The organism is Actinocatenispora rupis (genome assembly GCF_016861975.1).
In the GTDB taxonomy this organism is placed as follows: Bacteria; Actinomycetota; Actinomycetes; order Mycobacteriales; family Micromonosporaceae; genus Actinocatenispora; species Actinocatenispora rupis.
The window spans coordinates 74,425-96,527 of the sequence record NZ_BOMB01000004.1; the positions used below are offsets into that span (position 1 = coordinate 74,425).

21 protein-coding genes are annotated in these 22,103 nt (G+C 74.4%); 12 read left to right on the forward strand and 9 right to left on the reverse strand.

Annotation, left to right across the window (positions count from 1 at the left end; translation table 11 throughout):
- Positions 1–17: 17 nt before the first annotated feature.
- The 6 genes from Aru02nite_RS04130 to Aru02nite_RS04155 are packed head-to-tail and all read right to left on the reverse strand — an operon-like array spanning position 18 to position 3,792.
- Positions 18–425: a hypothetical protein gene (locus Aru02nite_RS04130; RefSeq protein WP_203655008.1), complete on the reverse strand. Its 408-nt coding sequence runs from the start codon at positions 423–425 to the stop codon at positions 18–20.
- Entirely contained in the window at positions 422–1,138 is a 717-nt protein-coding gene (locus Aru02nite_RS04135; RefSeq protein ID WP_203655009.1) for a methyltransferase domain-containing protein, read from the reverse strand. The genes Aru02nite_RS04130 and Aru02nite_RS04135 overlap by 4 nt, the downstream gene beginning before the upstream one ends.
- On the reverse strand, positions 1,135–1,896 hold the full coding sequence (locus Aru02nite_RS04140; RefSeq protein WP_203655010.1) for a DUF2071 domain-containing protein: 762 nt from the start codon (positions 1,894–1,896) through the stop codon (positions 1,135–1,137). The genes Aru02nite_RS04135 and Aru02nite_RS04140 overlap by 4 nt, the downstream gene beginning before the upstream one ends.
- Positions 1,893–2,777, reverse strand: coding sequence for a DUF3419 family protein (locus Aru02nite_RS04145; protein WP_203655011.1), 885 nt, complete (start codon positions 2,775–2,777; stop codon positions 1,893–1,895). Before Aru02nite_RS04145 ends, Aru02nite_RS04140 begins: the two co-directional genes overlap by 4 nt.
- The gene (locus tag Aru02nite_RS04150; RefSeq protein ID WP_203655012.1) at positions 2,774–3,163 is read right to left on the reverse strand and encodes a DoxX-like family protein; all 390 of its coding nucleotides are present in this window, start codon (positions 3,161–3,163) and stop codon (positions 2,774–2,776) included. The genes Aru02nite_RS04145 and Aru02nite_RS04150 overlap by 4 nt, the downstream gene beginning before the upstream one ends.
- A complete protein-coding gene (locus tag Aru02nite_RS04155) occupies positions 3,160–3,792 on the reverse strand; it encodes a TetR/AcrR family transcriptional regulator (protein ID WP_203655013.1) in 633 nt (210 codons plus the stop codon). The genes Aru02nite_RS04150 and Aru02nite_RS04155 overlap by 4 nt, the downstream gene beginning before the upstream one ends.
- Positions 3,793–3,910: 118 nt before the next feature.
- On the opposite strand from Aru02nite_RS04155, the gene Aru02nite_RS04160 reads away from it, so the two are divergent.
- Positions 3,911–4,804, forward strand: a complete 894-nt coding sequence (locus Aru02nite_RS04160; RefSeq protein ID WP_203655014.1) for a diacylglycerol/lipid kinase family protein — start codon at positions 3,911–3,913, stop codon at positions 4,802–4,804.
- Here Aru02nite_RS04160 and Aru02nite_RS04165 read toward each other — a convergent pair.
- Positions 4,801–6,129 carry a glycoside hydrolase gene (locus Aru02nite_RS04165; RefSeq protein ID WP_203655015.1) on the reverse strand — a complete coding sequence of 443 codons (1,329 nt, stop codon included), beginning with the start codon at positions 6,127–6,129 and terminating at the stop codon, positions 4,801–4,803. The genes Aru02nite_RS04160 and Aru02nite_RS04165 overlap by 4 nt on opposite strands.
- Before the next feature lie 353 nt (positions 6,130–6,482).
- Between Aru02nite_RS04165 and Aru02nite_RS04170 the strand changes: the two genes are divergently transcribed.
- The 5 genes from Aru02nite_RS04170 to Aru02nite_RS04190 all read left to right on the forward strand — a co-directional run bounded on the left by Aru02nite_RS04170 (position 6,483) and on the right by Aru02nite_RS04190 (position 11,812).
- Positions 6,483–7,238: an SDR family oxidoreductase gene (locus tag Aru02nite_RS04170; RefSeq protein WP_203655017.1), complete on the forward strand. Its 756-nt coding sequence runs from the start codon at positions 6,483–6,485 to the stop codon at positions 7,236–7,238.
- A gap of 198 nt (positions 7,239–7,436) precedes the next feature.
- Positions 7,437–8,804: an SDR family oxidoreductase gene (locus Aru02nite_RS37125; RefSeq protein ID WP_203655018.1), complete on the forward strand. Its 1,368-nt coding sequence runs from the start codon at positions 7,437–7,439 to the stop codon at positions 8,802–8,804.
- A gap of 133 nt (positions 8,805–8,937) precedes the next feature.
- Entirely contained in the window at positions 8,938–9,687 is a 750-nt protein-coding gene (locus Aru02nite_RS04180) for an ABC transporter ATP-binding protein (RefSeq protein WP_203655019.1), read from the forward strand.
- Positions 9,684–11,153: a hypothetical protein gene (locus Aru02nite_RS04185; RefSeq protein ID WP_203655020.1), complete on the forward strand. Its 1,470-nt coding sequence runs from the start codon at positions 9,684–9,686 to the stop codon at positions 11,151–11,153. The genes Aru02nite_RS04180 and Aru02nite_RS04185 overlap by 4 nt, the downstream gene beginning before the upstream one ends.
- 44 nt (positions 11,154–11,197) lie before the next feature.
- Positions 11,198–11,812, forward strand: coding sequence for a hypothetical protein (locus tag Aru02nite_RS04190; RefSeq protein ID WP_203655021.1), 615 nt, complete (start codon positions 11,198–11,200; stop codon positions 11,810–11,812).
- Between the two features lie 72 nt (positions 11,813–11,884).
- Here Aru02nite_RS04190 and Aru02nite_RS04195 read toward each other — a convergent pair whose 3' ends face one another.
- Together Aru02nite_RS04195 and Aru02nite_RS04200 are read right to left on the reverse strand one after the other, a co-directional pair.
- Positions 11,885–12,745 (reverse strand): EamA family transporter, encoded by an 861-nt coding sequence (locus Aru02nite_RS04195; RefSeq protein ID WP_239076392.1) that lies wholly within the window; start codon positions 12,743–12,745, stop codon positions 11,885–11,887.
- Positions 12,745–13,644, reverse strand: a complete 900-nt coding sequence (locus Aru02nite_RS04200; protein WP_203655023.1) for a MurR/RpiR family transcriptional regulator — start codon at positions 13,642–13,644, stop codon at positions 12,745–12,747. The genes Aru02nite_RS04195 and Aru02nite_RS04200 overlap by 1 nt, the downstream gene beginning before the upstream one ends.
- Before the next feature lie 161 nt (positions 13,645–13,805).
- Between Aru02nite_RS04200 and Aru02nite_RS04205 the strand changes: the two genes are divergently transcribed.
- The 6 genes from Aru02nite_RS04205 to Aru02nite_RS04230 all read left to right on the forward strand — a co-directional run bounded on the left by Aru02nite_RS04205 (position 13,806) and on the right by Aru02nite_RS04230 (position 22,092).
- Positions 13,806–14,012, forward strand: a complete 207-nt coding sequence (locus tag Aru02nite_RS04205; RefSeq protein ID WP_203655024.1) for a hypothetical protein — start codon at positions 13,806–13,808, stop codon at positions 14,010–14,012.
- Between the two features lie 147 nt (positions 14,013–14,159).
- Complete coding sequence (locus Aru02nite_RS04210; RefSeq protein WP_203655026.1) at positions 14,160–15,668, forward strand: DUF3375 family protein; 1,509 nt, start codon at positions 14,160–14,162, stop codon at positions 15,666–15,668.
- Positions 15,661–16,377, forward strand: a complete 717-nt coding sequence (locus Aru02nite_RS04215; RefSeq protein ID WP_203655028.1) for a DUF4194 domain-containing protein — start codon at positions 15,661–15,663, stop codon at positions 16,375–16,377. The genes Aru02nite_RS04210 and Aru02nite_RS04215 overlap by 8 nt, the downstream gene beginning before the upstream one ends.
- Entirely contained in the window at positions 16,370–19,735 is a 3,366-nt protein-coding gene (locus tag Aru02nite_RS04220; protein ID WP_203655030.1) for an ATP-binding protein, read from the forward strand. The genes Aru02nite_RS04215 and Aru02nite_RS04220 overlap by 8 nt, the downstream gene beginning before the upstream one ends.
- 216 nt (positions 19,736–19,951) lie before the next feature.
- Positions 19,952–20,806: a universal stress protein gene (locus Aru02nite_RS04225; protein ID WP_203655032.1), complete on the forward strand. Its 855-nt coding sequence runs from the start codon at positions 19,952–19,954 to the stop codon at positions 20,804–20,806.
- Between the two features lie 20 nt (positions 20,807–20,826).
- Positions 20,827–22,092: an Acg family FMN-binding oxidoreductase gene (locus Aru02nite_RS04230; RefSeq protein ID WP_373324839.1), complete on the forward strand. Its 1,266-nt coding sequence runs from the start codon at positions 20,827–20,829 to the stop codon at positions 22,090–22,092.
- Positions 22,093–22,103: the final 11 nt, after the last annotated feature.

Consider the following 22,103-nt stretch of genomic DNA (forward strand, 5'->3'; position numbering starts at 1 on the left):
CGGCAGTATGCCGCGGGTCAGGTGGCCTGGACGAGGGCGGTGCCGAAGACGGCGGCGATCCAGGTCCACAGCAGTGCGAACCCGACGTGCCCCGCGGTACGCACCGGCGAGCCGCGCCAGGTGGACGGCGGGAACGCGGCGAACTGGCACAGCCAACGCGCGCCCCAGAACACGCACTCGCCGGCCAACAGTGCCGCGGCGAGCCGGCCGCCGGCGAGCAGGTCCCCGGTGAGCAGCAGCGGCGGCAACCCACCGAGTACGCAGGCGAGGCCGATGAACCCGGTGTGCACGTGCATGATGCGCCGGGTCAGCGGGGTGAGCGCGGTGAACTCGCGCAGCCAGCCCAGGCCGTACGGCAGGACGGTGTGCGCGACGCCGAGCAGGAGGAGGACCGCGCCGACGAGGCGGAGCTGGACGGCGATCACCGGCGGAACGCCCAGCCGCGGACGAACGGGGTCAGCGCGCGTTCGGCGACCAGGGCCAGACCGGCGGATCCGCTGTGCCGCAACCAGTCCCGCCGCGGGAAGAAGTGCCAGGCGCCCGGCCCGAACGCGGCGATCGTGGCGGCGTTGCGCGGGTGTTCCACCACGACCAACCGCCCACCCGGCCTCAGCACCCGGTACGCCTCGGCGAACAGCGCCGCGCGCTGCGCGGGCCGGCGCAGCTCGTGTGCGGCGAGCACGGTGACGACCGCGTCGAGCGCACCGGCGCGTACCGGGAGGGCGTCGTGGTGGCAGGGCCAGCCGGCGTCGGCGGTGTGTGCGCGGCGGATGGAGCCGGTGGCCGTGTCGCCGAAGCAGTCCAGTACGAGGGTGGGCGGGGTCGGCAGGACGTTGCCGAGCACGGCGCTCGCCTCATCCAGCCCGGTCGTGACCACCGCGTACCGGTGGGTGCGCGCGGGCAGCAGCGGGCGCAGCCATTCCCCGTCGTACAGCGAGGAACGGTCGTAGACCCACCAGCTCGCGGCGAGGCTGGTCGCCGTCCAGGCGGCACCGAGGGCGGCGCCGGCGCGGACGGCGCGGCGCGGCAGCGCCGGCAGCCGGCCCGAGAACGCGGCGGCGCCGACGGCGAGCGCCGCCGCCCCGGCGTACTTGGGCCAGTTGAACGCGACGACGCGGCGTACCCCGGCGGTGCTCACCGCGGGCTCCCGTCCGGCGCGTACGCCTGGCCGCGGTGCCAGCCGTAATCGAGGTCCGCGACGTGGAAAGCGTTGGCCAGCACCGGATCCGTGCCCGCGAACGGTCCGCGCGCCAGGAACCCGAGCCGGGTCACCGAGACCTCGACCGGCCGCGGCGTCCACGCCGACCGGTACGCCTTGACGACGACGATCGACCCCGTCCGCGGCTCGTGGTCGAACGTGTACGGCAGCGGCCCGGCGAACCGGCGCGCCGCGGCCATCGTCGGGAACGGCGAGCCCGCGGGCAGCCCGGCCGCTTCGCGGATGTCCGCGGACACCGCGAGATCCGCCGCACCATCCACTGTGGACACGTCGTACCGCAGGGTCGCATCGTCGGCGACGTAACGGATCCGTGCCGGTTGGTACCGGTAGCGGGTGAGCGCGTTGCCGGCGGTCCGCAGCAGCCGCCGGTCGGTGTCGCTGCGCAGCACGAACAGGCCGCGCCGGACGCGCCCGCTCGGCGTCGCGAACCGCGCCAGGATCCGGTACCCGGTGAGCACCGCGTCGATGCCCGCCCGGGCCGGCAGGTACGCCGGGCGCAGCCGCCGGGTGGCCACCACCCCCACCGCCACGAACCCGCGCCCACCGTACTCGTCGAGCCGGAGTCCGTTGGGCAGCAACGGTTCCAGCGTCGCCGCGGGCAGCGCGTACACGAGGACGAGCGAGTGCTCGAAGCGGGTACGCATCGGCACCGGGTGGCGCCGCAGCCGTTCGATCACCGCACCTCCCCCACGGACACGACGCCCCACAGCGGGCACCGTTCGGATCCGGTGACGTCGCGCCAGCCGAGGTCGGCGGGCAGCGGCACCGTCGTGCCGAAGCTGCGCAGGACGACCCGGCCACCGCGGCGTACGCCGTGCCGCAGCGCGTCCGCGAGCCGCTGTCCGAAGTGGACACCGGCCCCGTCGGCGATGTTGGACAGCGCGACCGCGTCGTACCGGTCGGGCGGCCCGGCCGCGAGATGTGCCACCAGATCGCCCGGTACGAACCGGTCCACCGGCGCGATGAGCGGCGCCGTGCCCGGGCCGAGCAGCAGCCGGCGGAGCCAGGTGTTGTCCGCGTTCGGATGCCGGGAAAGGGTGTCCCGCAACCGGTCCCGCAGTACGTCGTCGAACCGCGGCGGCAGCGCGGCGGCCAGCGCCGGGCGTACCACGGGGGCGGCGAGCCGGAGCGGGCGCAGCGCCAGCCGCAGCGCCGTGCCGTCGAGCCTCCCGTCCCACCAGGCCACCTGCCGGTCCGGGTCGCGCAACCGCAGGAACGGGGCCAGCCGGGCCGGCCGCCACTCCGGCGCGAGCGTGCGCAGCACGGTACGGCCGGCGGCAAGCAGCCGCTCGGCCTGGCCGTCGCGGGGCGCGGCACCGGCGAGCCGGCGCTCCGCGTACCGGAGCTGGACGGGGTTGATGTCGATCGCGGTGACGCGGTGGCCGGCGGCGGCGAGCGCGGCGGCGGTGTCGCCGGCCGACGCGACCGCGAGCACCCGGCACGGCGCCCCGAACGCGGCCAGCTCCACCGCCGGATCCTCGTACGTGCGGCCGAACAGCAGCCGCGCGCCGCGCCCCGCCGTGAGCCACCCCGCCCGCCACGCGGTGTCCCCGATCATCCCGCGGATCCCTTGGTACGCAAGGCGACCAGCCACACCAGTGCCAGGAAGGCGACGTTGCGGACGAGCATGCCGGCGGGGTCCGGCACGTGCGCCGCGCCGAACGCCAGCCCACCGGCGTTGAACGCGACCAGCGCGCCGGTCTGTACGACCGCGGCGGGGCGCGGTCGCCACCCGGACAGTGCCCAGGCGCCGAGCGCGACCTCGGCGAGCCCGATGCCGAGCACCGCCGCGGTCACCGCGCGGGCCGGCAGCCACGGGACCGCCGCCACGATCGCGCGCTGATCCGGGCTGCCACCGAGCACCTTGTCCCACAGCCCCTCGTACCACCAGACGAGCGCCACGGCGGCGGCGCCGATCCGGGTCGCGTCGAGCGGCCGGGTCATGCGGTGCGGCCGGCGCGGCGGAGGCGGGCGCGCAGGGCGCGGCGGGCGACCGGGCCGAGGTCCTCGACCACCTCGGCGAGCACCGCGATCCGTTCCAGCGCGGCGAACGCGTCGCCCGCCGCCGACCCGTCGACCCCCTCGTAAAGTTCCAGGCCGATGAACGCGGCGGCGACGGCGCGGGCCAGGCCGCGGGTGTCGGTGACACCGGCGAGCGGTCCGCCGGACAGCAGCCGGTCGAGCAGCGCGTCCAGTTCCGTCACCCACAGGTCGAGCGCGGCGGCGACCGCGGGGCGCAGCGCCGGGTCGCTCTGCGCGCCGGCGAGTACCTGGGCGAGGACGGCGACGTTGCCGAGCCGCCGTTCCTCCTCGTGCAGCGACCGGCCGACCGCCAGCAGCTCCGGCAGGGACGCCACGGCGGCGAACCGCTTGCGGTACACGGAGACCCGCGCCTCCGTGCCGTACCGGCAGGCATCGGCGAGCAGGGTCGCGACGCTGCCGAAGTGGTAGAAGACGAGCGCCTGGTTCACCCCGGCCTCGGTGGCGATGGTCCGCGCGGAGGCGCCCGCGACGCCGCGGTCGCGCAGCACCCGCAGCGTCGCGTCCATCAGCTTGGTACGGGTGCCCGACATCGCGCCACCTCCCGGAGCCGTCCTGGGACGGGACCGTAGCACGATTTGAGCGACTGCTCAAACACGCCGGCTCCCGTGTATCGCGCGACGCGGGCGTACCCGGGGCAGACTGTGGCGCATGGCGGACGAGGATCCGTCGCGGTCGGCGCTGGTGGTCAACCCCGCCAAGGTCGACGCGCGGCGCGTACGGGCGGAGGTGACGGCGGTGCTCGCCGAGGCGGGCCGGCCCGCACCCGACTACCGCGAGACCACTCCGGACGAGCCCGGCGGCACCCTCGCCGACGCCGCGGTACGCGACGGTGCGCGCCTCGTGTTCGTCTGCGGCGGCGACGGTACGGTCCGTTCCTGCGCCGGTGCGCTCGCCGGTACCGACGTGGCGTTGTGCGTACTGCCCGGCGGCACCGGCAACCTGCTCGCCGCGAACCTGGGCGTACCGAACGGGATCGCGGCCGCCGCCCGGCTGGCCGTCACCGGCGTACGGCGGCGGATCGACGTGGGCGACGTGGACGGCGACGTGTTCACCGTGATGGCCGGCATGGGGTTCGACGCGCACATGCTCGACGCCACCCCGGAGGCGTTGAAGGCGCGGGTCGGCTGGCTGGCGTACCTGGTGGGCGGCGCGCGCCGGCTGCGGGACCGCCCGATGCGCGTCATGGTACGGCTGGACGACGCGGAACCGCTGCGCCGCCGCGCCCGCTCCGTACTGGTCGCGAACGTGGGCCGGTTGCAGGGCGGGCTGACGCTGCTGCCCGACGCCGAGCCGGACGACGGGACCTTCGACGTCGCCGTGGTCACGCCGCGGTCGCTCGCCGACTGGCTCCGGCTCGGCGCCGCCGTCGTACGCCGGGCGCCGCGGCCACCGCGGATGGAGACGTACCGGTGCCGCGAGGTGACGGTCCTCAGCACCCAGCCGCAGGCCCGGGAACTCGACGGCGACGTCGTCTCCCCGGGACCGCGGCTGCACGCGACACTGCGCCCGCTGGCGCTGACCGTCTGCGTACCGGCGGGCTAGCGGTACACGCCGTCGAGTTCGAAGGTCTGCACGGTGTTCGCGGGGAACCAGCTCCAGAAGCGGCGCCCGGAGACGTTCGTGTCGACGTGCCGGCCGTACAGTTCGGCGCCGCTGGTCTGGGTGCACCAGCGCGGGATCGCGCCGTCGGGCACCGTGGCGAAGCGACCCAGGTCGTACGTGATCCACTGGGCGGTGCCGTAGTTGGCGGTCACGAGGACGAGCTTGTGCGCGGCCGGATCGTACGCGGCGACGGTGTTGGACTCGCCGCCGTCGATGATCGTCATCCCCGCCCGGATGTGCCGGCTGTACTGCGCGAGCACGTGGTACTTCGGGTTCACCGCGCCGGTGGTGCCCGCCGCCTCGTCGGCCTGGATCAGCCCCCAGCCACCACCGTCCAGGACCTGCCAGTACACCCAGGCGGTGGGGTGCAACCAACGGAAGTCGAGGTTGAGGTTGCTGGCCAGCGACATCCCGGACGCGTCCGACTCGCCGTACTCGGAGTTCCACAGCACCTTGCCCGCCGCGTGCACGTCGTCGTACAGCAGGTCGCGCCGGCCCCCGCCGTACTGGTAGCCGTGCACGTTGACCTTGCCGACGACGCCGCGCGCGGCCGTACTCAGCGCGTTGAACGTGGACCGCGCCAGGTCGTAGCTCGTCTCGTCGGACGCGGCGACCACGGTCGAGGTGAGGCCGCGCGCGTCGAGTTCGGTGCGCAGGTTTCCGAGTACGGTCGACTGGGTCGACACCGCGACGTGGCACCCCTCCTGGGTGCCGGTCGCCGTCCACCAGTTCGACATCGGCTCGTTGAACGCCTCCACCGACGTGAACGAGAAACCCCAGTGGTCGCGCGCGTACTTCGCGATCGTGGCGAGGTAGACGGCGTGCTGGTCGTAGTTCCACGACTGGAGGTTGTCGGAGACCCCGTCGGCGCTGCCGGACGGGTTGTGGTTGTAACACATCCACCACATCGGCGAGTTCGAGAACAGTTCGAAGTGCGTCGCGCCGCGGTCGCGCGCCTTCCACAACAGGTTGCGCTGCGCGCTGTCCGCGTACCAGTTCCACGACGCCGAGGACGGGTCGGCGGAGTACCAGTCGAGCCAGTAGCCCTCGATCTGGCGGGTGGGCGAGATGTTCGGCGACACCACCATCGCGTCGCCGCCGATCGTGTTGGTCGTGCACGCGCCCGCGTTGTACCGCACGATGGTCAGACCCAGCCCGGGCAGCGTCGCCCCCTGGTACGCCACGGACTTCGTGGTGAACATGACGTCGGCGAGGGTGTCGTCGTTGCCGAAAGCCTTGCCCCACCAGCAGGCGAGGTGCCCCACCCTTCCCAGGTACCCCAGCTCGTCGCGGGGTCCACGGTGGTCGTGTAGTCGGCGTACGCGGTGCCGGGTGCGGCGAGTCCGCCGAGTGCGGCGGCCGCTCCGGCGGCGGTGAGCAGGGTACGGCGGCGCATCGGGCCTCCTGCCGGTCCGGGTGTGCGGGCACACCACACGGATCGGGCCGTACGCCCGCGCGGGTGCGCCGGCGGCCGGATCCGGTGTCCAGGGTAGGACGGGGTGTCGGGATCTGTCGACGTTCATCCCCCTTCGGTAGGTTCTCTGCACCGGCGATGTCACGGCGGACCCGGCTGACTCGTCTGCGGGGGTGACGACCCGAACCGACGGCAAGGAAACCCATGAACGACACGCAGATCGTCCTCGTCACCGGCGCCAACAAGGGCATCGGCCGCGCGGCCGCCGGCCTGCTCGCCGCGGCCGGCCACACCGTACTGATCGGCGCCCGCGACCCGCGGCGCGGCGAGACGGCAGCCGCGGAACTGCGCGCGACCGGCGCCGAGGCGTACGCGATCGGGCTCGACGTCACCGATCCGGCGACCGTCCGCGCCGCCGCCGACGAGATCGACACCCGCTTCGGCCACCTCGACGCGCTCGTCAACAACGCCGGCATCACCGGCTCCGGCCGCGTCAACCCGGCCGAGGCGTACGACCAGGTGCCGAGCACCGTGGACCCGGCGATGGTCCGCGCCGTCTTCGAGACGAACGTGCTCGGCGTGATCGTGGTGACCAACGCGATGCTGCCGCTGCTGCGGCGGTCGCCGGCGCCGCGCATCGTGAACGTCAGCAGCGGCGCCGCGTCGCTCACGCTCACCGCCGACCCGGACGGACCGCTCACCGCCCTGCCCGCCTCCGCCGCGTACTCGCCGTCCAAGACCGCGCTCAACGCGCTGACCGTCCAGTACGCCAACGAGTTGCGCAAGGACGGCATCCTCGTCAACGCCGCCGATCCCGGGTACGTCGACACCGACATCAACGACCACCACGGCATGCTCACCCCCGACCAGGGCGCCGCCGTCCTGGTACGCCTGGCCACGCTCGGCGCGGACGGCCCGACCGGCGGCTTCTTCGCCGAGTCCGGCCCCGTCCCCTGGTGACACGGCGCCGTCCGACCCGTTCGCCGGCGGGAGTCGCGACCGGTAATCCACAGTGGACGGACGTACCGTCGACGCGCGCCGCAGGCGACACCACCGGGCCACAGGTCGACGATCGAGGCACCGACCGGTGGTTCCCTTGCGTACCAAGGGATGGTGGTGCGTAGGCTGGTGGCAGCGTACGAGTGGGGGAGGCGAGCGGTGCGGATCGACGGCGCGGTGGTACTGGTGACAGGCGCGAACCGGGGGCTGGGCCGGGTGCTCGCCCGGATGTGCGTCGAACGTGGCGCGGCCCGGGTGTACGGCGGGGTCCGCGATCCCGGCGCGGACCTGCCCGCGGGCGTCGTGCCGGTGCGGCTCGACATCACCGATCCGGCGCAGGTGTCGGCGGCCGCGGAGACCTGCGGCGACGTGACGGTCCTGGTCAACAACGCCGGCGTGCTGACCAACACCCCGCTGGTCGGCGCGCCGGACCTGACGCGGGCGCGCGCCGAGATGGACGTGAACTACTTCGGCACGCTGGCGATGTGCCGCGCCTTCGCCCCCGTACTGGCGCGCAACGGCGGCGGCGCGCTCGTCAACATCCTGTCGATCGCGAGCTGGTTCACCAACCCCGCGATGGGGTCGTACAGCGCGTCGAAGGCGGCGGCCTGGGCGATGACCAAGGGCGTACGCGACGAGCTGCGTCCGCAGGGCACGCTGGTCGTCGCGGTGCACAGCGGGTACATCGACACCGACATGGCGCGCGGGGTCACCTCGACCAAGAACTCCCCGGAGGACGTGGCGGCGCGGACGCTCGACGGCCTCGCGGCTGACCGTACCGAGGTGCTCGCCGACGACCGTACCCAGCGCGCGAAGCGCGCCGTCGCCGCCGATCCCGTACCGGAACCGCGTCCGGTCGCCGAGACTCCGGTGCCGGAACCGCGTCCGGTCGCCGGGGACACGGCGTCGGAGCCGCCCACTGCCACCGGGAACCCGCCCGCCGCCGAGGATGCGGCGCCGGAGATGCCCACTGCCATAAGGAATCCGCCTGCCGGCGGGAATCCGCCTGGCGCCCGGGATGCGGCGCCGGGGACGCGCACCGGGGATGTGGCGGCGGAGACGCGGCGGGCCACCGATGCGGAGCTGGGTGCGGCGCTTCGGGTGTGGCGGGCGGCGAACGAGGCGCGAGGCAAGGTCCCGGACGCCGAGCGGATCGCCCGGGTACGGCGGAAGTTGGCCGATCCGGCGGCGTTGCCGGTGGTCGCCGTGGCCGACGGCGCGGTGGTGGGGATGGCGCTCGCGGAGCCGGGCCGGGCCGACGACGGCGCTGGGCCAGTACTGCCGGATCTGTGGCACGTGTCGATGGTGTTCGTCGACCCGGCGTACCGGGGGCGCCGGATCGGGGTGCTGCTGCTCGACGAGGTGGCGGCGCGCGCGGGCGGGCGCCGGCTCCAGCTGTGGACCGGAGCGGGCAACGAGCGGGCGCAGCGGTTGTACCGGCGGGCCGGTTTCACCCCGACCGGCCGGGTCCGCGAGCACGGCGGCGAGACGATCCTCCACCTGGAGCGCCGCCCCAAGAGGTCCTGAGCCGACCCCGGCGTACGCAACGGGGATGACGTGGCGGTGCGACGATCGGCGGACGCGCGGCCGGGTTCGTCAGGGGCGGTTTCAGGGCGTCGCCGGAGGCGCCGCGACCGGTGCGGCGGCGAGGATTCCGGGCATGGCACCAGAACCCCACGACCCGGCGACCGATGCCGGGCGGTACACGCTGGCCACCGTCGGCCTGACCAAACTGTTCCGCGGCCGTCCCGCCGTGTCCGGACTCGACCTGCGCGTCGCGCCGGGCCGGGTGTACGGGCTGCTCGGCCCGAACGGTGCGGGCAAGAGCACCACCCTCAAGATGCTGCTCGGTCTGCTGCCACCGGACCAGGGCACCGTGTACCTGTTCGGCCGGCCGTGGCAGCGGTCGGCGCTGGCCGCGGTCGGCGCGAGCATCGAGGGGCCGGCGCTGTACGAGCACCTGTCGGCGGCGCAGAACCTGGAGGTGCACGCCCGGCTGTTGCGGCTGCCGCGGGAGCGGGTCGGCCGGCTGCTCGTCGACGTCGGGCTGGACCGTACGGGGCGGCAGAAGGTCCGCACGTTCAGTACCGGGATGCGGGGTCGGTTGGCGCTGGCAGTGGCGCTGCTGTCGGATCCGGCGCTGCTGATCCTGGACGAGCCGCACAACGGTCTCGATCCGGAGGGCATCGTGGCGCTGCGCCGGCTGCTGCGCGGGTTCGCGGCGGCCGGGCGCACCGTCGTCGTCAGCAGCCACGTACTCGGTGAGGTGGCGCAGATCGCCGACGACGCGGGCGTCATCGCCGGCGGGCGGCTGCGGTACCAGGGGCCGTTGGCGGGCCTGGCACCGGACGGCGACCTGGAACGGGCGTACTTCGCGCTGACCGGTGCGACCCTGGCGGGTGTCGCGTGAGCGCGGAGGTCGGCACGTGGGGCGCGATCAGCGCCGAGCGGTTGCGCTGGCGCCGGAGTACGGCGGGGCGGTTGCCGGTCATCGGGTTCGCCGCCGCCTGCGTCGAGGGCCTGCTCTACCTGGCCGGTTCGGTACGACACGACTGGGCCGCGCTGACGCACTGGCAGATCCTGTGGGTGACCGGGCTCGGCCCGATCTCGGTGGGGTTGCTCGCCGGCCTGCTCGGCCGCCGGGAACGGACCGCGCGCGGCGGCGGCGCCTGGTGGCGCCCGGTGTCGCCGCTGCGCGCGCACCTCGCGCAGTCCGCCGTACTGGCCGTGCACGCGTTCGCGCTCCAGCTCCTCGTACTCGTCGCGGCGCTGCCGTTCGGGTGGCTGGACGGGCTGTCGTTCCCCGGTCCGCTCGGCACGGTCGCGGTGCTGGCGCTCGTCCAGTGGGGCGCGTCGCTCGTCCTGCTCACCGTCGCCCACCACCTCGCCGTACGGTTCGGGTTGTTCGCCGCGGTCGGGTTCGGGCTGGTGTGGGCGATCGCCGGCACCCTCACCGCCGAACGCGGGCTCTGGTGGCTCCAACCCTGGTCCTGGTCGGTCCGCGCGGCACTGCCGCTCGTCGGCACCCACGCCAACGGGATCCCTGTGGCGGCAGGCGATCCGCTCGCCACCGCGTCCCCCTGGCCACCGGTACTGCTGACCGTCGCGCTCGCCGTACCGCTGGCGGTGCTCGGCGGGCTGGCGCGGCCCCACCGGCACGGCGGCGGCGGCACGGAACGGCGGGCCCGGCCCGTCGCCACGGTCCCCACCGGCCGCCGACCGTGGCGCGGCGGTACCGGGCGCGCGCTCGCGACGTCGCTGCGGCGTACCGCGGTGGGGCCGTTGCTCGCCGCGACCGTACTGGTCGTGCTGGCGTCGCTGGTGCTGTGGGCCGACCCGCACGCGACCGTACAGTTCGTCGGCCTGGCGGTGATTCCGGCCGGCGCGGCGCTGCTGCCCGTGCTGGTGTGGCAGGCGACGGCGCCCGCGTGGCGCTCGCTCGCCGTACGTCCCGCCGGTCCCGCGCGGCTCGCCACCGCGCTCCTCGCCCTGCTGGGTACCGCCGTCGCCGCGCTCGTCGCGTGCACCGTCCTCGCCCTCGTACTCGCCGGGATGCCGCCGGGGCGGGCGCTGGCGTTCGGGCTGCTCGCCGGCACCACCGCGGCGATGCTGGTGTGCTGGCACCTGTTTCTGGTCGTCCGGTTCGGCATCGGCGTCACGCTGGGCGCCGCCGCGGTCGGGCTGCTCGGCGCGCTCGTGGTCGGCGGCTCCAGCCTCGCGTACACGCTGTGGCCGGCGGCGCCGTGGGCGTGGGCGGCCACCGGCACCGCCGGGTACCGGATGCTGGTGTGCGTGCCGGTGTCGTTGCTGCTGACCGGGATCCTGGTACCCGCCTGCCGCCGGGCCGCGCGCCGCGCCGCCGCCACCGCCGACTGAGCCGGACACGTTCGGGGTTTGGGGTCGGCGCCTAGCCTGACCCCATGCCCTCGCGCGTACGGATCCCGCCCCTGCTCGGGGCCATGATCGGGGCCGTGTTCATGACCGTGGTCTGGTCCGGATACACGGTCTTCGAAGCCATCCAGTACTTCGGCGGCGAGACAACCGTGGCGCACGTCGACGGCTGCGAGACGCACCGGACGAGCCGCGGCGGCAGCAGTACGATCTGCCGGGGCACCTGGAAGACGAAGGACGGCCGGACGCACTCCGGCACGATCGACGGCGCCTCCACCGGCGACGAGGGCGGCGACGTCCGGGTCCGCGCCCTCGGCAACACGGCCCAGACCGCCGACGGCACGATGATCACCGTCGTACTCCTGGTGGAGGCCATGATCGTGGTCACAGCGACCGCGGTGGGCGTGGCCTACGCCGTCAGCCGCCGCCGACGCCGCGCCACCAACGGCCCCCCACCCACCAACGGCCCCCCACCCACCTACGGCCCACCTCCCGCCTACGGCCCCCCGCCGGGCTACGGCCCACCGCCGGGTTACGGTCCCCCACCCGGTCACGGACCGCCGCCCGGCTACGGCCCTCCACCGGGTTACGGACCACCGCCCGGGTACGGTCCGCCGACGGCGATCCCCGATCGGCGGCCCTGACCGCTCGCGTCGCCCGCGCCATCCGGAAGAGCACGACGGTGGTCGAGCGAGCGTGACCGCGGCGGCGGGTGGTCAGGCCAGGGCCACGAGGGTGATGCCGCCGAGGACGACGACCGCACCGATGAGCCGGCGTACCGGCTGGGCCTCGCGGAACAGCAGCCACGCGAGCAGCGAACCGATCACGATGGACGACTCGCGGGCGGGCGCGACGATCGTCACCGGCATCGTCCGCATCGCGATCAGTACCAGGATGTACGCGGCGGGCGACAGGACGGCGACGGTGCCGATCTCGCGCCAGTGGCCGGTGACGACGGCGCGCAGGGCGGCGCGCCGGCGTACCGCGGCGGGGGTGAGCAGGGCGGCCTGCATCGTGACGGCGAAGGCGAAGTAGACGACGGGCGCGAGGCCCCAGCCGGTGACCGAGTGGTCGTCCCACAGCGTGTACGCGGCGATCATCGCGCCGGTCGCCGCCCCGTACGCGAGGCCGCCGGTGAACGGGAGCCCGGTGCGCTGCCGCCGTACGGTGGTGACGACGGTGATGCCGGCGAGGACCAGCAGTCCGCCGGCGAGCGCGGTCGGGCCGGGCCGCTCCCCCAGTACGACGACGGCGACGACCATGGTGACGAGTGGCCCGACGCCGCGCGCGACGGGGTACACGACGCTGAGGTCGGCGCGCTCGTACCCGGTCTGCAGGACGAGCGAGTAGACGATGTGCAGGACGGCCGAGACCAGCGGGCCGACCACGAGCCGCCACGACCAGTGCCCGGAGCCGGTGGCCAACAGCACCAGCCCGATTGGCAGGCAGAGTACGGCGGACACGAGCATGTAGCACCAGACGAACAGGTACGAGTCGCCGCGGCTGCGCTTGGCCGCGAGGTTCCAGACGGCGTGCAGGACGGCGGCGACCAGCACCATGCCGAGGGCGGGCGGCATCACTCCGCGCCCGACGGGCGGTCGATGCCCAACTCTTCCGCGCTCGACGGAAGGTCGATCCCGATCTCTTCGGCCCGCCGGGTGCGGTCCATGTCGGCCAGGGCGACCCCGGCGTGCAGCATGTCGACCACGGTCAGGTGGGCGAGCCGGCTGCTCGACGCGGCCAGCTGCAACCCGAGGTCCTCGCCGCCGGCGACCAGCGCCACGTCCGCCGCCCTCGCCAGCGGCGAGTGCACGAAGCTGGTCACCGCGACGACCGCGGCCCCCGCCGTACGGGCGGCGTCGACGATGCGCAGGGTCTGCGGCGTGACGCCGGTGTGGCTGACCGCGACGAGGACGTCGTGGTCGGTCAGCAGGCGCGCGACGACCAGCGCCGACACGTGGTCGGTCGGCGACTGCACCATCAGCCCGATCGAGGTGAACCGGAACGCCGCGTCCAGCGCCACCGCCGCGGACGTACCGGAGCCGGCGACGAGGACGCGACCGGCCCGGTCCAGCAGCCGTACGGCACGGCCCAGGGCGGCGGTGTCGAGCGTTCCGCGGATCGCGCCGACGCTGGCCGCGTGGCTCTGCAGTACGGTCTCCGCCAGCTCCGTCATGCCCGCCGCCTCGGTCAGCCGCGGCGGCGGCATGAACACGCCCGAGCCGCCCGACGCGCGGGCGATGGCCATCTTGAACTCGCTGAACCCGTCGAAGCCGACGGCCCGCGACGCCCGTACGACGGTGGCCGGGGAGACGCCGGCGCGCTCCGCCACCTCGGCCGTGGTCGCGCCGAGCATGAGGGCCGGCTCCTCCAGCGCGAGCCGTACGACGGCGGCGTCGCTGGGACGCAGGGCGGGGAGCTTCGTCTGGAGCGCGGCGCGCAGCCCGGCCAGGTCGAACGGAAATCCGGAATCCACGTTTCCAACCTAGCACCAGCTCGGAAACTGAGTTTCCGGCACTGCCGTCACCCGTGCGGGTCGCGCGATCACCCGCACGGGTGCCCGAGCGCGCCGGGCCCTTCCGCCCGGCGGTACCGATCGATGATCATCGGCTCCGCGGATCGGCGACGGGGGTCGTGATGGGGGAGGCGAGCGGCGCCGTGTGGCGCAGTATCAACGGGGACTGGCTGGTCGAGGCGGTACCGCCGGACGGCGACGGGCCGGCGAGCGCGGAACGGTACCGGGTGACGCACCACGGGCGGCGGGTGGCCGAGGTGTCCACGTTCGCGGAGCTGGCCGGGCTCGTACCGCTGCATCTACTGGTGGAGCAGGAGCGGCGGCCCTGAGCGGCTCGGCGCTGACCTGCTCTGCCCTGCGCGGCGCGGAGTCGGGCGGTGCGGAGGCGGGCGGGATGTCGAAGGCGCGCCCGCGGTGTCGTACCGACCCCGTATCCTCCGGAGGGTTGTCGGGGGGCTTCGGGTAGGTGACCGTTCGTGGCTGGTAGGAGCGCCGAGCAGCTGCTGCGCGAGTTCAGCAGCAACGCCGAGGCGGACGTGACGATGTCGCTGCTGCGGTCGGGCGACGCGCTGGTGCACCTGGCGCTGATGGCCGCGCACCTGGGCGACGGGCAGGTCGTCGACGGCGGGACGCTCGCCGCGGCCGTCGAGCGCGACCTGCCCCGGATGCAGCCGATGACCGGCGACGCCGGCCCGGCGCCCGACCCCGACGCGCTGCTCACCCGGTGGACGAAGAAGGGCTGGGTGCACCGCACGGTCGACCCGGACACCGGCTCCGAGCGGTACCAGCTGACGGCCGGTGCGGCGCAGGCGGTGCGGCAGATGCGCACGCTGCGCCGGCACACGTCGACGGCGACGGAGTCCGCGCTGGCGATGGTGATGGCCGGCGTGCACCAGATCGCGACCGAGGCCAACCCGGATCTCGACGCCCGCCGGGCCGCCCTCGACGACCAGATCCGGGTACTCACCGAGCAGCGCGCGGCGCTGGACCGCGGGGAGGCGCCGGTCGTCGCGCACGCCGAGCTGGCGGAGCGGGTGTCGGCGCTGATGCACCTGGTGGAGCGGATCCCCGCGGACATCGCGCGCTACGGCGAGCGCATGCAGGCGAACACGGTCGCGCTGATCCGGCAGAGCCTGTCGGAGGACGCGACGGAGTTCGCGGAGTCGCTGCGGCGGATGTTCGAGGGGCACGACGTGATCGCGGAATCGCCGGAGGGGCAGGCGTTCCGGGCGTTCGCGACGCTGATCGGCACGCCGTCGCAGCGGGCGCAGCTGGAGTCCGACATCACCGACGTGCTGGCCCGGGTCGACGGGCTGCCGGGCGAGGTGGCGGAGGCGCTGGCCGGCTTCATCGACGCGATGTGGCAGCGGGTGAAGGAGGTCGAGCAGGCGCGCGGCATGGCGTTCCGGCGGATCAACAACTTCGTCCGCGGCGGCGACATCGCGCACTACCGCAGCATGCGTACCCGGGTGGCGGAGGCGCAGGCGGCCGCGGCGGAGGCGTTCGCGGTGACGCACGGCGGCCGGGACGTGGGCTTCGCCGTACCGACGGCGGGGGTCGAGGCGACGTCGGTGGGGCGGCTGCGGCTGCACGAGGGGTTGGCGGAGCCGCCGGACCCGCTGGCGGACGACGGCGGGTTCGCGATCGATCCGGCGGCGCTGGTCGGCGCGGAGTCGATCGACTGGGCGGCGCTGCGCCGGGCGGTGAACACCGCGCGGGACCGCCACGACGGGTACGCGACGCTCGCCGAGGTACTGGAGCTGGTGGAGGAACCACGGACGGGGGACGTGATCGGGTTGTGGTCGTTGGCGAACAGGCACGGCGCGTCGGACCTGTCGGCCCGTACCACGGCGGTGGTGCACACGGGCCGCGGTCCGCGCGCGATCACCTTGCCGTACCTGCTGTTCGGTGAGCCGATCCCGGATCCGGCGGTCGATCCGGGCCGGCGGCGCGGGTTGCTGGAGGGGGTCGTGGCGGATGCCTGAGGAGTTCGACGACGCGCTGTTCGCCGAGCAGGACCGGCCGGCGGGGCCGGCGCTGGACCCGACCGAGGTGTTCTCCGAGCACGCGCCCAGCGTGGGCACGCACGTGGAGCGGGCGCGGGAGCCCCGGTTCGACGGCGACACGAGCGAGCTGCCGCCGGAGGTGTGCTGGGCGTTGCAGGAGCTGGTGGCCGCGCCGCACGTCACGGACAAGTCGAAGAAGCACTGGCCGGTCGTTTTGCAGTACGAGCAGGTGCTGCGGAGCCGGTTGGCGGAGCTGGGGCTGGTGCTGGAGGTGAACCGGGAGCACCGGTTCGCGTTCACCCGGCAGGCGGACGACCCGAGCCCGCACAGCCGGACGGTGCTGCGCGCCCGCACGCTGAGCCTCGCCGCCAGCGCCCTCGCCCTCTACCTGTACCAGCAGTACCTGGTGGCGTCGGACGATCCGGTGGTGTCGACCACGGACATGATCGACCACATGCTCGCGTACAAGCGGGCCGAGGACACCGACGAGGCGGCGTTCCAGAAGAAGGTGCGCACGGCGATCCGGTCGCTGGACGAGGCGTCGATCGTCAAGGAGATCAAGGGCACCGACCGGTACCTGATCTCGCCGGTGATCACGTCGGTGCTCACCGCGGACCGGGTCGAGGCGCTGACCGAGCGGTACCGGGCGATCGCCGGTGGGCTCGCCGGGGAGGACGACGATGACTGACTGGGCGCGCACGATCCATCTCGGGCAGGTGCGGCTGACCCGGCTCCAGGTGGTCAACTGGGGCACGTTCAGCGGGTACAAGGACTTCCCGGTGGACGAGCGCGGCGTGCTGTTCACGGGGCCGTCCGGGTCGGGCAAGTCGTCGCTGATGGACGCGCACTCGCTGGTACTGCTGCCGACGCACGACCAGCGCTTCAACGCGTCGGCGGACCTGACGGCGCGCGGCGCGAAGCAGGCCACCCGCAGCGTCGCGGACTACGTGCGGGGCGCGTGGTCGGAGACCAACGACGACAACGCGCAGGCCCGCACCCGGTACCTGCGCGGCGGCAAGGCCACCTGGTCCGCCGTCGCCGCGACGTACGACAACGGGTTGGGGTCGGTCACCACCGCGGTCGTGGTCAAGTGGTTCACCGGCGCGGAGACGGACGGTTCCTCGCTGAAGTCCCTCTTCCACCTGTACGACGGGCAGTTCGAGCTGCCGGTACTGGAGGAGTGGGCGGCGCGCACGTTCGACACGCGGTGGCTGCGGTCGGCGTTCCCGTGCGTACCGTGCGACGGGCAGGGGCGGTTCCTGCGCGAGCTGTCCCGGCGGATCGGGCTGGGCACCTCCGCGGCCGCGCTGTCCTTGCTGGGCAAGGCGAAGGCGATGAAGAACGTCGGCGACCTGAACATGTTCATCGGCGGGAACATGCTCGACGAGCCGGAGACGTTCGCCGCCGCCGACAAGATGCTGGACACGTTCAACCCCCTCAACGACGCGTACGACACGGCCCGGCGCGCACACGCGCAGGAGAAGGTGCTGCACGACCTGCCCGCCGCGTGGGAGACGTACCAGCGGTCGGGGCACCAGCAGACGATGGCCGAACGGCTGCTCGGCGCCCCGCTGGACAGGTACGTGCGGGGTGTGCAGGTGCGCGCCGTCCGGGAGGCGCTCGACGACATCGACGAGCTGACCGGCGCGCTCGACGCCCGGCTGTCCGGGACGCAGGAGCAGGCCGAGGCCGCCGAGGAGGAGTACCGGTCGCTCGACTCGCAGCTGCGCGCGGACGGCGGTGTCCTCAAGCAGTTGCAGGACCAGTTGCGTACGGCGCGGGCCGAGTTCCGCACCCGCGAGCAGGCGTACGAGGGGTTCGCGCGGCTGGTCGAGGAGATCGGGGCGGCGCCGCCGACCGACCGCGACGGGTTCGACCGGCTGCACGCGTCGCTGACCGCGCTGCTGCGCGACGCCGCGAACGAGGCCGCCCGGCTCGCACCCCGGCGGTACCCGCTGATCTCGGCGGCGGCGAAGGCGCGGGACGCGCACCGGGCGAAGGAGGCGGAGCTGGCCGCGCTGCGGTCGGCGCGGTCGCTGATCCCGGCGCGGCACCAGGAGCGGCGCGAGCTGATCGCCCGCGGCGCCGGCGTTCCCGCCGACGAGCTGGCGTACGCGGCGGAGCTGATCGACGTCGCCGACGGCGAGGAACGCTGGCGTCCCGCGGCGGAGAAGGTGCTGCGCGGCTTCGGACTGCGCCTGCTCGTACCGGCGCGGCACCAGCAGGCGGTGATGCGGTTCGTCGACGAGCACGACATGCGCGGCGTGCTGGAGTACAGCGTGGTAGCGCCGGCGGCCGCGGCGGTGACGCCGGGGCCGGACACGTTGGCCGGCAAGCTGACCGTGGACACCGACCATCCGAGCGGCAGGTGGCTGGCGGCCCAGCTGGCGAAGCGGTTCGGGCACGTGTGCGTCGACGCGGCGCACGAGCTGGAGCGCCACCAGCTCGCGGTCACCCTGCGCGGCACGGTCAAGCAGCCCGGCAACACGTTCCGCAAGGACGACCGGGCCGAGCTGACCAGCCGCTCCTCGTACATCCTGGGGGCGAACACGGCGGCGAAGATCGCCGTCCTGGCCGAGGAGGCGGCGGCGCTCGGCGAGCGGCGGCGCGCCGCGGACGAGGAGGCCGACGCGGTCGACCGGCGCTGCACCGCGCTGGACCGGACGGCGCGCTGCGGCGAGCAGCTCGGCCGGTACCTGGACTGGACGCAGCTCGACCACTGGGCGTCCGCGGACACCGTACGGGGCATCGAGGAGCGGATCGCGGAGGTCCGCAGCGACGACGCCGACCTGGGCAAGCTCGAACTCCGGCGCGACGACGCGTACCAGCGGTGGAAGGACCTGCTGGAGGAGTGCGCGACGCTGAAGGCGCAGCTCGGCGGGCACAACACCCGGCAGGCGGCGCTGATCGCGATTCTGGAGGCGGAGCAGGACCGGCCGCACGGGGTCGACGACGACGCCGAGCGGGCGTACCTGGACGAGGCGTTCGCGGCGACCGAGGTGACCGTCGACCCGCAGCACGTGGAGCCGGTACGGTCGGCGCTGCGCCGGGAGCTGACGGCCCGGCGGGAGAAGGCGGACGCCGACCGCAGCCATGCCCGCACCCGGGTGCGTACGGCACTGGACCGGTTCCTGGAGCAGTGGCCCGACTCGGCGCCGGACACCAGCGGCGACCTCGACGCGTCCGGTGCGGACTTCGCCGCGCTGCACGCCGACATCGTGCAGCGTCGGCTGCCCGAGGCGATGGCCCAGTTCCAGCGGATGATCAGCGAGGACATGGTGCCGTCGATCAGCGTGCTGCAACGCGCGATCGAGAACGCCACGGCCGACATCCGGCGCCGCATCGACATGGTCAACGCCGGGCTGCGGCGCGTCGAGTTCAACACCGGGCGCTACCTGCAGATCGCGTACCGGGCGAACCCGTCGCCGGACGTGCGGGAGTTCCGGTCGATGGTGGACACGCTGCTCGGGCAGGCGCCGGCGGCGCGCGGCAACCCGGCGCGGCTGCTCGCCCAGTTCCAGCGGGTGCAGGCGCTGATGGCGCGGTTCACGGCGCCGACACCGGAGGCCCGCCGCTGGCGTACGAACGTGCTCGACGTGCGCACCGGGTACGTGTTCTACGGTCAGGAGGTCGACGGCGACGGCCAGGTGCACTACACGTACCGGAACACGTCGTCGAACTCGGGTGGCGAGCAGGAGAAGCTGGTCGCGTTCTGTCTGGCGGCGGCGCTGAGCTACAACCTGGCCGACCCGGACGGCGACGGGCTCCCCCGGTTCGCGCCGCTGATGCTGGACGAGGCGTTCAGCAAGTCGGACGAGGAGTTCTCCCGGCAGGCGCTCGCCGCGTTCGACGACTTCGGCTTCCAGCTCATCATCGCCGCGCCGATCCGGATGGCGGGCATCCTCGAACCGTTCATCGGGCAGGCGGTCCTCGTCGACAAGCGGGTGTTCGCCGACGGCGCCCACTCGCACGCGGCGACCGCCACGTTCGGTGACCTGGTGACCCGCGCGGAGCGCGCCGCCGACGACACCCGCGCCACCGCCTGAGCCGCGGCCGGCCACGCCCGCCGGGACCGGCCGGCCGAGCTGGACCGCGGCCATCCTGATCGGGCCACAGCCACGCCCGCCCCGGACCGGCACGGTGAGCCGGGTCGGCTGGGGCGGGCGGCGGGCATTCGGTGCCTTTCGGCCCGGGTCGCCGGGTGGTTGGACCCTGTGCGCCGGGGCGTACCGCGGGTGACCATGGTCCCGAGGGGGGTCGCCATGAGGCAGAGGTGCGTCACGGTCGGAGTGGACGGGTCGCCGGCGAGCCAGGTGGCCGTCGGCTGGGCGGCGGATGAGGCGCGGCTGCGCCGGCTGCCGCTGCGGCTGTTGCACGTGGTGGACTGGCCGGTACAGGATGCCGCGGCCCGGTCCGTCGCCGGTGTCGAGGTGTTGCAGCAGTTGCGTACCGAGGGGCGTCGGATCCTCGACGACCGGTACGACTACGTCCGCGCGCTGTCGCCCGAGTTGTCGGTGTCGGCGTACCTGTACGACGGGAACCCGGCGCACCGGCTCGTCGCCGAGTCGGCCGAGGCCGACCTGGTGGTACTCGGCCGGCGCGGGCTCGGCGGCTTCCGCGGCCTGCTGCTCGGCTCGGTCAGTACGCAGGTGTCGGCGCACGCGTACGCGCCGGTGCTGGTGGTACCGCCGGGCACGTCGGCGCTGCACACGTCGCCGGCCCGGATCGTGGTGGGGGTGGACGGCTCACCCGGCGCGACGTACGCGGTGGAGTGCGCGTTCGCGGAGGCGGCGATGCGGCGGGTGCCGCTGCTGGCCGTACAGGTGTGGCAGCCGATGCCGTACGAGCCGCATCCCGGTGGGCGGGTGATCGGCGAGGCGGTCGCGCCGTGGCGGGAGAAGTACCCGGCGGTGGAGGTCGAGGAGCGGCTGGTGACGGGTCCGCCGGCGGCGGCGCTGCTCGCGCTGCTCGACGCGGAGAGCCTGGTGGTGGCCGGTTCCCGCGGGCGCGGCGGGTTCCGCGGGCTGCTGCTCGGCTCGGTCGGTCAGGCGCTGCTGCACCACGCGCCGTGCCCGGTGCTGGTCGCCCGCGCGGTGGGCGTACCGGCCGAGGGTTGACGCATCAGCGAGGGGGGACGATGAGTGAGCTGCGGGACCTGCTCCGGCGGGTCGAACGGGACCTGCAACGGCAGGGTTCCGGTGCCGAGCAGTCGCATCCGGCGGCGCTGTGGCGGCAGCTGGTGGAGCTGCGGGAGCGGGCCGAGCACGGCGATCCGGGCGATCCGGAGCTGCTCGGCGCCGCGCACGCCCTCGCCCACCAGACCGACGACATCGCCGCTCCCCCACCGGTACGCACCGTGCCGGCCCGGGACCGTCGCGGCGGGGGCGGGGCGGGGCGGAGCCGGGCGTCGGCGGCCGACGCGGACCGTACGGCGGCGGAGACGGTGGAACGGCTGGTCACGGCGGTCGCGGCGGCGATCAGGGCGCCGTCGCTGCACAACAGCCAGCCGTGGCGGTTCGTGGTACGTGCCGACCGGGTCGACGTACGGCTGGATCCGGCGCGGCGGTTGGACGTGGCCGACCCGGACGGGTCCGCGGCCCGCATCGCGTGCGGCGCGGCGGTGCACAACCTGACGCTGGCGTTCCCGGTGCTGCTGGGGCGGGAGGCGGACGTGACGGTGCTGCCGGACCGGTCCGACCCCGACCTGGTCGCCCGGCTGCGGCCCGGCCAGGCGCGACCGGCCACGCCGCGGGAACGCGCCGGGTACGCGGCGATCCCGCGGCGGCGCACCAACCGGTACCCGTTCCGGGACGACGTGCCGGTGCAGCCCGGCCAGTACTGGGCGCTGGGTGAGGTGGCGCGGGCGGAGCACGGCTGGCTGACGGTGATCACGGACGCGGATCGCCGGCGCCGGATCGGCGCGATGGTCGCCGAGGCGGACCGTACGCTGTCCGCCGACCCGGCGTACCGGGCGGAGCTGGCGTCATGGGTGCGGCGCGACCCGCACACCGACGACGGGGTACCGACGGCCTCGGCGGGGATCCGCCCCGAGGTGGGCGATCCGTTGCGCGGCCGGGACTACGGCGGGCGCACCCGGCGGCCGGGGCGCGGTTTCGAGGCCGAACCACTCCTTGCCGTACTCGGTGGGCCGGGTGAGCGGGCCGCCGACCAGATCACCGTCGGCCGCGCGCTGCAGGCCGTACTGCTGGCCGCGACGGAGGCCGGCCTGGCCGTCTCGCTCTACTCGCAGCCCTTCGAGGTACCGGCGATGCGGGCCCGGCTGCGGCGGCTGATCGACCGGCTCGGCGCGCCGTACCTGGTGCTGCGGATCGGGTACCCGTCGCGCCCGTCGCCGACGACGCCGCGGCGCCCGCCGCCCGCCGTCGTCGACCGCGCCGACTGAGCCCGGCCGTT